The following is a 14383-nucleotide window of genomic DNA, read 5'->3' as shown; positions in this document are numbered from 1 at the left end:
CAAAATCCTTTTTGGTGTCGGCACAAATCGGGTTGCCCGAACAAGAGTGCCGCCGCCTCATATCATTGTTTCATCCGACCTGAGCCGATAGGCCGGAAGGCGTCCGAGCGGTCATTCCGGGGATTGGCGCCGGCTGCGTTGCTGGGGCGGAGCATTGATTGTAGCAAGATAGGCCGCGGGGAATAATGACTATTCATTCGACTGTTTCCGACATTCTTCTCGATAAGGTTGCAGAGTGGCTCACGCAGGCGGCGTTGACGGGTGAAAACCTCGAAAACATCGTTCGCGGCTTCTGCGAGCGCATGGCAGCGTCTGGACTTCCGGTTGCGCGCGTGCACCTGACCTTTTCGATGCTGCATCCGCTCTACGACGCGCTCGGTTTCACCTGGCGGCGGGCCGGCGGGTTGACGATCGAGGGCTACCGGCATGTCAACGAGAAGCCGGAGCGCTTCGTGCAGAGCCCCTATTTCTACCTTCTGTCCAACAATCTTCAGCATCTACGTCGCCGGATAGACGTAGACGGCGCTGTGGAGTTTCCGATTTTCGACGATCTGCGCAAGGAAAAGGTCACCGATTACCTGGCCTTCGTGCAAACCTTCGGCGCCGGCTCGGTGCAGGGCATGATGGGCTCCTGGTCTACCGACAGCATCGGAGGCTTCAGCGAAGAGATGATCGGCGCGCTGATGCGCATGCAAAACCATCTTGCCATGGCCGCCAAGATGGCGGTTCTCGGCAGGCTCGCCAACAACATGCTGACGACTTATCTGGGCGGCGATGCCGGCAAGCGCGTCTTGAACGGCCAGATCCGCCGTGGTGACGGCGAGACGATCCGTGCCGCGTTGGTCATGGGCGACATGCGGCAATCCACTGTCTATGCCGAAAAAGAGGGGCGGCAAGCCTATATCGATACGCTGAACGAATTCTTCGACGCGATCGCCGCGCCATTCAACCGCAATGGCGGCGAGATCATGAGCTTTCTCGGCGACGGATTTCTCGCCGTCTATCCCTGCGGCCGACACAAGGACCCATCCAGGGTTGCGTGCGAGGCGGCCCTCTCGGCCGTTTTTGAGGCTCAACGCCGCGTCATCGCGTTGAACAAGGACCGGCAGGCGCGCAGCCTGAGCGAAGTGCGCTACGGCATCGGCCTGCATGTCGGCAACGTCATGTTCGGCAATGTGGGATTGAAGGATCGCCTGACGTTCTCGGCCTTTGGCGCTGCCGTCAACGAGGTGGAGCGGCTGCAAACATTGACGAAGAAATACGCGACGGAAGTCGTCGCGAGTCAGGCATTTTCCGGCTACACCGACTGCGAATGGGGAACACTCGGCGAAGAGAAGCTGAGAGGTGTGCGCCAGCGCTTTACCGTCGTCTATCCGAAGGCCGCCTCCGTTGGCGCCGGTCCGGCAGCGATTTTCGACGAAGCGGCACCGGACGGTCTGTCAGAGGCCGAACAGGTCATTCTGTTGCACAGGGATGCCAAGAAGTTCGAGAGCCGTCTTCAAGTCGAAAACTTCGCTTCGTAACCTTCGCTGCCCGCCGGTTCAGCATAAGCCGATATATCACTGGAAAGACGACAGTTTTTTAACAGTCTCCCCACCACTTTGACCAGCTAGACACCCGTTATGGCCTACGTTAGTGTGCCGTATAAGGCCACAAAGGTCATGTGAGCGGGAAGTAATATGTATGGCGTCAGGGACTGATCTACTGCGTATTGAGAACCTCGACGTTTCGTTCTCGCTGTATGGGGACAAGCTGGACGTCGTGAAGAGCGCCAGCTTGAGAGTACTTCCAGGCAAGGTCACGGCATTGGTCGGCGAATCCGGTTCCGGAAAGTCGATCATCAGCCAGTCGATCATGGGAATCCTCCCGACTCCCGCGAAGGCGTCGGGCCGCATTCTGTTCACCGATCCGCTTAACGGCAAGACGACCGATCTTCTCCAACTGCCACGGGATGGCGCGGAAATGCGCAAGCTGCGTGGCGCTCGCATGGCCAAGATTTTCCAGGAGCCGATGACCTCGCTGTCGCCGCTGCATACGGTTGGCAATCAGATCAGCGAGGCGCTCCGCATCCATAGCCCAGGCATCAGCAGGGCGGAGCAGCGTGAGAAGACCGAAGAGATGCTGAGCCTCGTCGGCTTTCAGGATCCCTACCACACCTTCGACATGTATCCCTTTCAGCTCTCGGGCGGGATGCGCCAGCGCGCGATGATCGCGATGGCGCTGATCTGCAACCCGGCGCTGTTGATCGCCGACGAGCCGACCACAGCGTTGGATGTTACCATTCAGGCGCAGATTCTGGGTCTGCTGCGCAATCTCCAGAAGACGCTCAACATGGCGATGCTCTTGATCACCCATGATCTCGGCGTTGTCGCCAACATGGCCGATGAGGTCGTCGTCATTTATCACGGCGAGATCATGGAAGCGGGCCCCGTCGAGGAGATCTTCCGTCGACCGCAGCATCGCTACCTCAAGGCGCTGATGACCGCGGTGCCGCATTTCGACATGAAGCCGGGAGAGCGGTTGAAATCCCTGCGCGATGTTCCGGTCAATCTCGGAACATTTTCCGGCAAGAAGAAGCTTATCGTTGGCGATACGAGTACCATCGGCACGGCGCCCGAGGTGCTGCTCAGCGTGCGCAACCTGACGAAAACCTTCAGCTCCAAGGCCGGCGGTCTGTTCGGGCGGCGGGATGGCACGAAGTTTCGCGCCGTCGACGATGTCAGCTTCGACATCCGCCGCGGCGAATGTCTTGGGTTGGTCGGCGAAAGCGGCTGCGGCAAGACGACGGTCAGCAAGATCCTGATGCGGGCGATCACCGCCGACACCGGCTCGGTGAGCTTTGACGATGGCAGCGGCAAGATCGATGTCCTCTCCGTCAAGCGCGGGGAACTGATGGATCTGCGCACCAAGATACAGATGGTTTTCCAGGATCCCGTCTCGTCCCTCTCTCCTCGCATGACGATTCGCAATATCCTGAGCGAGCCCCTGGAGATCCATGGGCATGGCGATAGCGCCGAGCGCAAGGAAAAGGTCAAGGCGCTGATGCAGGCGATCGGGCTCGATAAGCATTATCTGAGCCGCTATCCGCACAGCTTTTCCGGTGGCCAGCGCCAGCGCATCGGCATCGCGCGTGCCCTTGCACTCGGGCCGAAGCTTCTGATCTTGGATGAGCCGGTCTCCGCGCTCGATGTTTCGGTGCAGGCGCAGATCCTCAATCTTCTCAAGGATTTGCAGAAGGAGCTCGGCCTGACCTATCTGTTCATTTCCCACAATCTGGCGGTTGTCGATTACATGGCCGATCGGATTGCTGTGATGGCGCGTGGCCGTATCGTCGAAATCGCGCCGCGCGAGATCATCCTGCGCGACCCGGTCCATCCCTATACGCGCTCGCTGCTTGCAGCCGTCCCGTTCCCCGATCTCGATCGTCCGTTGGATTTCTCTGCGGTGAACAGCGAAGGGCCGGCAGCCCGACAAAAATGGGGACCGCAATTTTCCGAAGGAAGGGATGCGGACCTGGCCTATGCGGATCTGGGCGGAGGGCATTTCGTTCGTGCCCGCCGAGGCGCCGATATCGAGGAGCTGCGCACATGGTAACCCGCCGAACCTTTCTCGGTCTGCTGGCCTCGACCGTACTTCCGGCGCCTGTTATCGCGGCGGATGTCGATAACGAGCCTGATTATCTGGCCGATTGGCTCAGGGCAGGCCAGATGCCGCATCTTGCCAAGCGCCTGCCGAAATTTCCACGCATCGTCAACGTCGCTGCGATGGGGCGAACCCCGGGCCATTATGGCGGCTCGGTGCGCACCATCATCGGCAGCCAGAACGATCTCCGTTTCATGACGGTCTATGGCTATGCCCGTCTCGTCGGATATGATCGGACGCTGACGTTGCAGCCGGATATCCTGGAATCCTATTCCGCGGTTAATGATACAGTCTTCACTTTCAAGCTGCGTGACGGGCATAAGTGGTCCGACGGACATTCCCTGACGGCGAATGATTTCCGCTATTGGTGGGAAGACGTCATCCTCAACAAGAAGCTGACACCCGGCGGCGGCGCGCTCGAATTGCGCCCGCACGGCAGCTTGCCGCGCTTCGAAGTGCTTGATGAGCTGACGGTGCGCTATTCCTGGGATGATCCCAACCCGGATTTCCTGCCGAGCCTCGCCGCACCACAACCGCTCGTCATTCTCGGGCCCAGCCATTATCTGAAGCAGTTCCACGACAAATATCAGGATAGCATTCGTCTTTCCGCGCTGATGCAGGAAAAGCGGGTGAAGAAATGGCAGGATCTCCATATCAAGATGGCGCGATCCTATCGACCGGAAAACCCAAACCTGCCGGTGCTCGACCCCTGGAAGAACACGACCGCACCGCCCGCCGAACAGTTCGTCTTCGAGCGCAACCCGTATTTCCATCGCGTCGACGAGAACGGGCGGCAGCTGCCTTATATCGATCGGTTCATCCTGAACATCAGCTCGTCGGCGATCATCGCCGCCAAGACCGGCGCCGGGGAAAGCGACCTGCAGGCGACCGGGATCGATTTCAACGATTACACCTTCCTGAAGGAACGGGAGAAGCTTTATCCCATCAAGGTCAATCTCTGGAAGGCGGCGCGCGGTTCGCGCGTTGCGCTCTTCCCGAACCTGAACAGCGCCGATGCGGTATGGCGGGACGTCCTGCGTGACGTACGGGTGCGGCGCGCATTGTCTCTGGCGATCGATCGGCACGAGATCAACATGGCCGTCTTTTATGGTCTTGGAACGGAAAGTGCGGATACTGTTTTGCCGGACAGCCCGCTTTACAAGCCGGAATATGCCGCGGCCTGGATCTCCCATGACCCCGATCAGGCCAATGCGCTGCTGGATGCGGCTGGCCTCGACAAGCGCGACGAAGATGGCACGCGCTTTCTGCCTGATGGTCGCCGCATGGAGATTACCGTGGAGACGCCGGGTGAAAGCACGCTGGATTCGGATGTGCTGGAGCTTGTCACCGATCATTGGCGCAAGGTCGGCATCGCGCTTTTCGTACGTGTTTCGCAGCGTGACATCTTCCGCAGCCGCGCCATGGGCGGCCGGATTTTGATGTCGCTGTGGTATGGCCTCGACAACGGCGTAGCGACAGCGGATATGAACCCCGGTGAACTCGCACCGACAATGGACGACCAGATGCAGTGGCCGCTCTGGGGCATGTATTATCTTTCGCGCGAGACCCAGGGGGTTGCGCCGGATGTTCCGGAAGCTGCGAAACTGGTCAAATTGCTTCGCGAATGGGAAACGGCAGCATCTTCCTTCGAGCGCGCGGAGATCTGGCATGAGATGCTGGCGACCTATACCGATCAGGTTTTCTCCATCGGCCTGATCAATGCCACGTTCCAGCCGATCGTGCATTCGGCGCGCATGCAGAACGTGCCTGAGAAGGCGCTTTATGGGTTCGATCCCACCTGTTTTCTCGGCGTCTACATGCCGGATACCTTCTGGATGAAGGAGGATCGACCCAATGCTTAAATATATTCTCTGGCGCATTGCGGTGATGATCCCGACATTGCTCATCATCTCGATGCTGGTCTTCACCATCATCCAGTTGCCGCCGGGCGATTTCTTCGAAAGTCAGATTGCCGAGCTGCGCGCCCAGGGTGAGACGGCAAACCTTCAGGAGATACAGGACCTTCGTCACGAATACGGGCTCGATCAGCCCGTCGCGGTGCAGTATGTGCGGTGGGTCGCCGGCATGCTGCATGGCGATTTCGGCTATTCCTTCGAATATCAGTTGCCGGTATCGGATGTGGTCGGTGACCGCTTGTGGCTGACCATCCTGGTGTCGATGACGACGATCCTTTTGACGTGGCTGATCGCGTTCCCGATCGGCATCTATTCCGCCACCCATCAATATAGCTGGAGCGACTACAGCCTGACCTTCCTCGGGCTGCTCGGCATCGCCATCCCGAACTTCATGCTGGCGCTGATCCTGATGTATTTCGCCCAGGTCTGGTTTGGCGTGTCCATCGGCCATCTGATGGATCAGCAATATCTGTCGCAGCCGATGAGTTGGGAAAAGGCGCGCTCGATCCTCTCGCATCTCTGGATCCCTGTCATTATCGTCGGCACGGCGGGTACGGCCGGCATGATCCGCCGCCTTCGCGCCAATTTGCTCGATGAGATGCAGAAACAATATGTCATCACCGCGCGTGCCAAGGGGCTGCATCCCTTGAGAGCGCTGGTGAAATATCCGTTGCGCATGGCGCTGAACTTTTTCGTGGCCGATATCGGGTCGATCCTTCCGTCGATCATATCGGGCGCCGAAATCACCGCCATCGTGCTGTCGCTTGAAACGACAGGCCCGATGCTGATCAGGGCTTTGCAGAGCCAGGACATGTACCTTGCCGGCTCCTTCCTGATGTTCCTGGCCTTCCTCAACGTTATCGGAGTGCTGATCTCCGATATTGCCCTCGGCTTTCTCGATCCCCGTATCCGCTTGCAAGGCAGGAGCACAAAGTGAACGTACCCCTGCCAAGCCCCGGCGCACCCATGGAGCACTATGTCTCGAGCGCGGATTTCGATCCGGATCAGTTCGAGACCATGTCTGCCGGCCAGACGCGCTACTACATGGCCTCGCAAAAGAAGCTGATGTGGTGGAAGTTCAAGAAGCACAGGCTGGCGCTTGCATCCGGCATTTTCCTGCTGCTGTGCTACGGCACGATCCTGATTGCGGAATTCCTGGCGCCTTACGGGCTGCACACCCGCAATGTCGATTATATTCACTCGCCACCGCAGGCAATTCACCTCTTCAACAATGGTGAGTTCGTCGGGCCGTTCGTTTATGGCCGCAAGATGACGCTCGATATCGATACGCTGCGCAGGGTCTATACGGAAAACCCTTCCGACGTGCAGCCGATCCGCTTCTTCTGCCGCGGCGATGCCTATCGTTTCTGGGGGCTGGTGGATTCAAACGTTCATGTCGTCTGCCCCGCCGTTGGCGGCCAGATGTATCTGCTTGGAACGGACCGACTGGGTCGGGACGTGCTGTCGCGCATCATCTATGGCGCGCGCATCTCCCTGACGATCGGTTTGATCGGCATCGCCATCAGCTTCGTGCTCGGTATCGTCATCGGGGGGCTGGCCGGCTATCACGGCGGGATCTTCGATCTTCTGGTGCAGCGGGTAATCGAGGTGCTACAGTCCTTGCCTAGCCTGCCGCTTTGGATGGCGCTGGCGGCGATCATGCCGGTGAGTTGGAGCCCGATCCTCGTCTATTTCGGCATCACCATCATTCTCGGCATTCTCGACTGGACAGGGCTCGCGCGCGCGGTGCGCTCCAAGCTTCTATCCTTGCGTGAGGAAGACTATGTGCTTGCGGCACAGTTGATGGGTGCGCCGACGCGGCGCATCATCGGCCGTCATCTCGTGCCGGGGTTCATGTCGCATCTGATCGCTACGGCAACGATCTCGGTTCCAAGCATGATTCTCGGCGAAACAGCTCTAAGTTTCCTCGGATTAGGCCTGCGTCCGCCGATCACAAGCTGGGGTATTCTGTTGACCGAGGCCAAGAACGTCAGCGTAATCGCCTTTTATCCATGGCTGCTTTTTCCGATGATCCCAGTGATTTTGGTCATTCTGGCGTTCAACTTTTTAGGAGATGGCTTGCGCGATGCCGCCGATCCCTACAAATAGCAGGGTGAACGGCAAAGACAGGATTGCAATTCGAGGAGCGGACGTGGATGTCGTGTGCCGACATACCACGTACATGACTTTCATCCCCCAGAGGTTTTGCCCATGAAGCGGCGCTTAGAAGATGCTCGAATCCTCATGTACAGCCACGATACGTTCGGTCTCGGCCATCTTAGGCGATGCCGCACGATCGCGCATGCGCTTGTCGAGGATTATCGCGGGCTGAACGTGCTGATTATCTCCGGCGCAACCATCGCCGGCGCCTTCGACTACCGGTCGCGCGTTGATTTCGTCAAAGTGCCGAGCGTCATCAAGCTGCGCGACGGCGAATATACGTCGATGGCAAGCCATGTCGCCCTTCAGGAAACGCTGAAGATGCGGCAGTCGATCATCCGTCATACGGCGGAAACGTTTCAGCCCGACGTATTCATCGTCGACAAGGAACCCCTGGGGCTCAAGGGCGAGGTCGAGGAAACGCTGACCTATTTGAAGTCGCGCGGCACGACGCTGGTCCTGGGCATGCGCGATGTCATGGACGCGCCGCACCTGCTTGAGGCAGAGTGGAAGAAGAACAACGTCCTGCAGAAGATCGATCAGTACTACGATCGTGTATGGGTTTACGGCCCACCGGATTTTCACGATCCGCTTGTCGGTCTCGACGTGCCACCCGGCGTCCGTCGGAAGATGGAGTTCGTCGGCTTTCTGCAGCGTAGCGTTTCCTCGCTGGGAACGAAGTCGGAGCATGTGCCCGACGAGGACTACATTCTGGTGACGACCGGCGGTGGCGGCGATGGTGCCGATCTGGTCGATGACGTCATCAGCGCTTTCGAGCAGGACAGTTCGCTCACGCACAGGACGCTGATTGTCCTCGGGCCTTACATGCCGGCCAGGGAGCGCAATCAGCTGCTGGAGCGCGCCGGCAAGATTGCCTGTCTTCAGGTGATCGAGTTCGACAACAAGATGGAAGAGCTGATCGCCGGCGCCAAGGCCGTCGTCGCCATGGGTGGCTACAATACCTATTGCGAGATCCTGTCCTTCGACAAGCCTGCCTTGATCATCCCGCGTACGCGGCCGCGCGAAGAGCAGTTGATCCGTGCGCAGCGGGCAAGCGAACTGGGTCTGGTCGATATGCTGTTGCCGGAAGAATCCGCGGATCCGAAGCAGCTTGCGGCTGCCCTGAAACGCCTGCCAACCCGCGCGCCACCCTCGGCAAGCAGCAGCAACATGCGCCTCGAAGGGTTGGTGCATATTTCGCACACGATCGGCGAGTGGTTTGATGATCGTGAGCGCTATCCGCCGCTATCGATCGTTGCCGAATAGGTTATCGGAACGTATTGATGCGAAAGAAAATACTGGTGGTCCTCAAGGGCTATCCCCGCCTGTCGGAAACCTTCATCGCGCAGGAATTGCTCGGGCTGGAAAAAGCCGGCTTTGACCTGACCTTGATTTCGATGCGCAAGCCGACGGACAAGAAGCGCCATCCGGTTCACGACGAGATCAAGGCGCGCGTGGTCTATCTGCCGGAATATCTGCACGATGAGCCGTTGAGGGTGCTGCGCGCTTTCCTTGCCGGCATCGGCAAGCCCGGCTTCAAACCGCTGTTCAAGCAATTCTGGGCCGATCTGAAACGGGACCTAACGCCGAACCGCGTGCGTCGTTTCGGTCAGGCATTGGTGCTGGCACATGAATGGCCAGACAATGGCGAGTGGCTGCATGCGCATTTCATCCACACGCCGGCTTCCGTCACCGCCTATGCCAGCATCATGACGGGCATTCCATGGACCTGTTCGGCCCACGCCAAGGATATCTGGACTTCGCCGGACTGGGAGCTTTCCGAAAAGCTTGACCGAGCCCGCTGGACAGTGACCTGCACGCGCACCGGTTTCGATCATATGCGTGACCTGACTGAGATGCGCGATAACGTGCATCTGAGCTATCACGGCCTCGATCTCGATCGTTTTGGCTCCTTTGCGGGTGAGCATTCCGCGCGAAATGGTTCGGAGATCTCCGATCCCGCACTTATCCTCAGCGTCGGTCGCGCGGTGGAGAAAAAGGGCTATGACGTGCTGCTGAGGGCGTTGGCGCTATTGCCCGGTGATCTCAACTGGCGCTTCACCCATATCGGCGGTGGCGATGGACTGACCAAGCTCAAGGCACTCGCCGAAACGCTCGGGATTACCGATCGCATCACCTGGAAGGGGGCGTTGGCACAGGAAGACGTGCTTGCGCACTATCGGCAGTCGGATATCTTCGCACTGGCATGCCGCGTCGCCGCCGATGGCGATCGCGATGGTCTGCCGAATGTGCTTGTGGAAGCATCGAGCCAGCGCCTCGTCTGCGTCTCCACCAATATCTCCGGTGTTCCCGAATTGCTGGAAGACGGTGAGAATGGGTTCGTCGTTCCATCGGAAGATCCGCAGGCTCTCGCCGCTGCATTGGAACTCGCCATCCGCAATCCGGCGCTGCGCCACAGGCTGGGAGAGGCAGCCGAAAGGCGGGTGCGCGAGCATTTCGACTACCATGCCAGCATTCGGCAGTTGACGGGCCTGTTCGAGGAGCAGTGGCAGAAGGAAGATCAATGGCGGAAATCCGCATGACAGAGGCAAAGTCGCCTTCCTTGCGCGTTTTCTTCTATGTCCAGCATCTGCTCGGCATTGGTCATCTGGCCCGAGCCAGCCGTATCGCCAGTGCCATTGCCAGGGACGGCGGCCAGGTGACTGTTGTCACCGGCGGCCTTCCGGTGAACGGCTTTCCCGGTAATGACGTGACCTCGATCACGCTGCCGCCGGTCGTTGCCAGCAGCGCCGGCTTCTCCGGGCTTGCCGATCAATCGGGAAACCCGGTCGATGAGGCATTTCTCGCGCATCGTTCTGCCCTTTTACTAGAGGCATTTCGGCACGCGGCGCCTGATGTCGTTATCATCGAAGCGTTTCCCTTCGGGCGGCGACAGATGCGCTTCGAGCTGCTGCCACTGCTCGATGCCATCGCCAAGGCTGATCCGAAGCCAAGGCTCTACAGCTCGGTGCGCGATATTCTGCAGCAGCAGAAGAAACCGGGGCGCGATGAAGAGACAGTCGGGCTGCTTCGCGATCATTTCGATGGCGTTCTCGTTCATGGAGACCCCCATTTCGTTCGGCTGGAAGAGACCTTTCCTTTGACCGAAGCCATTGCCGACAAGATCGTCTACACCGGCCTCGTTGCTCCGAGCCTGCCGCCGGAGCCTGACGAGAGCTTCGACATTATCGTTTCGGCTGGCGGCGGGGCTGTCGGACGTGACCTTATTCGCACCTCGCTTGAGGCAGCAAGCCGCGTGGCGGTCGACCGCCGCTGGCTATTGGTGACCGGGCCGAACCTGCCGGAGCAGGATTTCGCCGATCTTGCCAAGGATGCGCCTGGGAATGTCGAGCTCGTCCGTTTTCGCAAGGATTTTCCGTCTTTGCTGAGGGGAGCGGACCTGTCGATTTCCCAAGCCGGCTACAACACCGTCGGCGATCTCCTCGTCACCGGCTGCCGCGCCATTCTGGTGCCCTTCACGGCCGGCGGCGAGACGGAACAGTCGGTTCGGGCCGAGCGGCTGGAAAAGTTGGGCTTGGCGCTCACCCTGCCCGAAGCGGGATTGACGACGGATCTGCTTGTTGCCGCCGTGGAGACGGCATTGTCACGGCCCAAGCCATACAACCCCGATATCGACCTTGATGGTGCAGCCAGAACTTCGGCCGTCATTGGCGAAGCCTGCCGAAAGATGACGTGACGCGACGGTCGGGTTATCCTGTCGTTTTATGCTCCTAGATTCCTGCAATCTTGTGATATAAATGAAGAAATGATGAATCGGGGGGAGCGTGGACGAAAGACCGGGCGGCGTCTCTTTTCACAATGGGGCCACGCATCCGCAACAAACAATCCCGCATTTCTGCAACAGCAGTGCCGGCATTAGGCCGGCGCTGGGCCTTTGAATTTGAAAGCCTGCTATAAGCGATGGAAAAAAGCCTAGCGCGTTATATTTGGTCGAATACCCGGCTGGAGCAGATTTGGATACTGCTGGTCGTTGCTGCTTCGATGATCCCTTACTTCCTGTCGTTCGATCTGCCCAAGCAGATCGTCAACGGACCGATCCAGGGTAAGGGTTTCGAGCATCCGGGCGACACGCAGACTTTCATGCACATCGCCTTCGACGTGCCGTTGATCGGCCACATCGAGGTGTTTCAGGGTGTGCAGCTCACCCGCATATGGATGCTGATCGCGCTGAGCCTGGTCTTCCTGGCGCTCGTCGTGCTCAACGGTCTCTTCAAGCTCTATATCAACACCTACAAGGGCCGGCTGGGCGAGCGCATGCTGCGCCGCATCCGTTTCGAGCTGATCGATCGCGTGCTGCGATTCCCGCCCTCCCATTTCAAGCGGGTGAAGCCTGCCGAAATCGCGACCATGATCAAGGATGAGGTGGAGCCTATGGGCGGCTTCACCGGCGACGCGTTCGTGCAGCCGGCGCTGTTGGGTGGCCAGGCGGTGACCGCTCTCATCTTCATCATCATGCAGAATTTCTGGCTGGGCATGATCGCCGCGGGTATCGTCGCGGTGCAGGCGATCGTCATTCCACGCATGCGGAAGCGGCTGTTGGAACTCGGCCGCCAGCGGCAGCTGACTGCGCGCGAACTTTCCGGCCGTGTCGGCGAAATCGTTGACGGTATCGGCACCATCCATGCCAACGACACGACCAATCTGGAGCGCGCCGATATCGCGCATCGGCTCGGCCTGATCTTCTCGATCCGCTATGATCTTTACCAGTGGAAGTTCATGGTAAAGTTCATCAACAACTTCCTCGCGCAGGTCACGCCCTTTCTGTTCTATCTGGTTGGCGGCTTTCTCGCCCTTCAGGGCCGGTTGGACATCGGTCAGCTGGTCGCCGTCATCAATGCCTACAAGGATCTGCCTGGCCCCCTCAAGGAATTGATCGACTGGGACCAGTCGCGCCAAGATGTTCAGGTGAAGTACAATCAGGTCGTCGAGCAGTTCAGCGTCGAGAACCTGATCGATCCGAAAATCCAGGTCCTGTCGCCGGCACCTGCGGGCCGCATCACCCATGCTCTGGTTGCGACCAACCTGACGGTTCTCGATGACAGCGGTGCCCGTGTGCTCGATCATGTTTCAGTCGAGATTCACCCCGGAGAGCGGGTCGCGATCGTCGGCGACAGCGGCGCAGGTGGCGAATATCTCGCCGAGGCTTTCGGCCGGCTGGTCTGGCCGGACAGCGGTCGTGTCTCCATTGACGGCCGCGATCTGCTGGAATTGCCGGAATCCTTGACCGGGCGGCGCATTGCCTATGCGTCCTCCGAGACCTTCTTCTTTCACGGTACTTTGCGCAGCAATCTTCTCTATGCCCTGAAGCACGCGCCGCTCATCCCGCCGGTCTATACCGACGAGGAAGCGACCAAGGCCAAATGGCGGATGAATGAGGCGCGCCGCGCCGCCAATCCCGAACTGGATCTCGATGGTGATTGGGTGGATTATGCCGCAGCCGGTGCGACCGGGCCGGACGATATCTATTCAGTTATCCGCCCGGTACTTGATGCCGTCGCCATGTCACAGGACATCTTCGACATGGCGCTCCGTTCGAGTGTCGACACCGCGACGCATCTGGATCTGACGTCGCGCATCGTCGAACTTCGGCAGGCCCTGCGGCTGAGGCTTCAGGAAGAGAAGCTCGAAGAGCTCGTCGTACCTTTCCAGTTCGATGCCTATAACCTGCAGGCGACTGTCGGTGAAAATCTGTTGTTCGGCACGTTGAAGCGGCCGCAGATGACCAACCGTAAGCTTGCTGCACATCCGTATTTCCGGCAATTGTTCGAAGAGACCGGCTTGATTTCCGACCTTTACGACATGGGCCTGGAGATTGCTGAAAACGCCGTCGAACTCTTCACCGACCTGCCGCCTGACCATCCCTTCTTCCAGCAGCTCACCTTCATGACGGCGGAAGACATTCCAACCTACGAGGCGCTACTGCAGAAGCTGAATGGCAAGGGTTATGAGGCGGCGACAGCCGATGAACGCTCTGCGATCATCCGCCTGAGCTTCTCCTACATCGAGCCACGCCATCGTTTCGGTCTCTTGACGCAGATGCTCATGGAGAAGATCGTCCAGGCGCGGGCGAAGTTCTATGAGAACATTCCCGCCGATCTTGCCGGCGTGATCGAACGTTACGATCCCGAGCGCTTCACGGCTTCTGCAACGTTGATGGACAATGTTCTGTTCGGTCGCATTGCCCATCAACAGGCAAATGCACCGGAGCGCGTTCATCAGATCATGTACGAGGTCTTCGAGCGTCTCGGCATGCATGACAGCGTCTTGTCGATCGGCTTGGATTTCGATGTCGGCTCCGGCGGCAAGCGCCTGACGAATGTGCAGCGCCAGAAGCTCAATCTCAGCCGCGCGCTTTTGAAACGTGCGGATTACATTATCTGCAATCGTCCGCTGCCGGCGCTCGATCACCGGGTCCAGGATCAGATTGCTCGTGCTGTCTTGGGTGAGCTCGGCAGCGACGGTTATGCTCCGGCGATCATCTGGGTCTTGTCCAACCCAGGCTTTGCCGAATTGTTCGATCGTGTTCTGGTCTTCGATCATGGTAGTCTTGTCGAAAGTGGCTCGACGACCGATCTTTTAGAAAAAAATGGTATGTTCAAAGAACTGTTATCGTAATATCCTATCTCGACAGTGGCGACTGGGGC

9 protein-coding genes are annotated in these 14383 nt (G+C 58.9%); all 9 read left to right on the top strand.

Going from position 1 to position 14383, the window contains the following annotated elements; genetic code table 11:
- Window positions 1–185 precede the first annotated feature (185 nt).
- Entirely contained in the window at window positions 186–1523 is a 1338-nt protein-coding gene (locus tag ACQZ6F_RS05190) for an adenylate/guanylate cyclase domain-containing protein (RefSeq protein WP_077470227.1), read from the top strand.
- 160 nt (window positions 1524–1683) lie between these two features.
- Window positions 1684–3594 carry an ABC transporter ATP-binding protein gene (locus tag ACQZ6F_RS05185; protein ID WP_449092918.1) on the top strand — a complete coding sequence of 637 codons (1911 nt, stop codon included), beginning with the start codon at window positions 1684–1686 and terminating at the stop codon, window positions 3592–3594.
- Entirely contained in the window at window positions 3588–5504 is a 1917-nt protein-coding gene (locus ACQZ6F_RS05180) for an ABC transporter substrate-binding protein (protein WP_077470229.1), read from the top strand. Before ACQZ6F_RS05185 ends, ACQZ6F_RS05180 begins: the two co-directional genes overlap by 7 nt.
- Complete coding sequence (locus ACQZ6F_RS05175) at window positions 5497–6495, top strand: ABC transporter permease (protein ID WP_077470230.1); 999 nt, start codon at window positions 5497–5499, stop codon at window positions 6493–6495. The genes ACQZ6F_RS05180 and ACQZ6F_RS05175 overlap by 8 nt, the downstream gene beginning before the upstream one ends.
- 29 nt (window positions 6496–6524) lie before the next feature.
- Window positions 6525–7667, top strand: coding sequence for an ABC transporter permease (locus ACQZ6F_RS05170; protein WP_174074696.1), 1143 nt, complete (start codon window positions 6525–6527; stop codon window positions 7665–7667).
- A gap of 102 nt (window positions 7668–7769) precedes the next feature.
- On the top strand, window positions 7770–8984 hold the full coding sequence (locus ACQZ6F_RS05165; protein WP_449092917.1) for a glycosyltransferase family protein: 1215 nt from the start codon (window positions 7770–7772) through the stop codon (window positions 8982–8984).
- A 17-nt stretch (window positions 8985–9001) separates the two neighbouring features.
- Window positions 9002–10261 carry a glycosyltransferase family 4 protein gene (locus ACQZ6F_RS05160; RefSeq protein ID WP_449092916.1) on the top strand — a complete coding sequence of 420 codons (1260 nt, stop codon included), beginning with the start codon at window positions 9002–9004 and terminating at the stop codon, window positions 10259–10261.
- Entirely contained in the window at window positions 10258–11415 is a 1158-nt protein-coding gene (locus ACQZ6F_RS05155) for a glycosyltransferase family protein (protein WP_449092915.1), read from the top strand. The genes ACQZ6F_RS05160 and ACQZ6F_RS05155 overlap by 4 nt, the downstream gene beginning before the upstream one ends.
- Window positions 11416–11639: 224 nt before the next feature.
- Window positions 11640–14354: an ABC transporter transmembrane domain-containing protein gene (locus tag ACQZ6F_RS05150; protein ID WP_449092914.1), complete on the top strand. Its 2715-nt coding sequence runs from the start codon at window positions 11640–11642 to the stop codon at window positions 14352–14354.
- Window positions 14355–14383 lie beyond the last annotated feature (29 nt).

The sequence above is a fragment of the Rhizobium sp. A22-96 genome (assembly GCF_053521805.1).
This window is presented reverse-complemented; position numbering and strand designations above follow the sequence as displayed.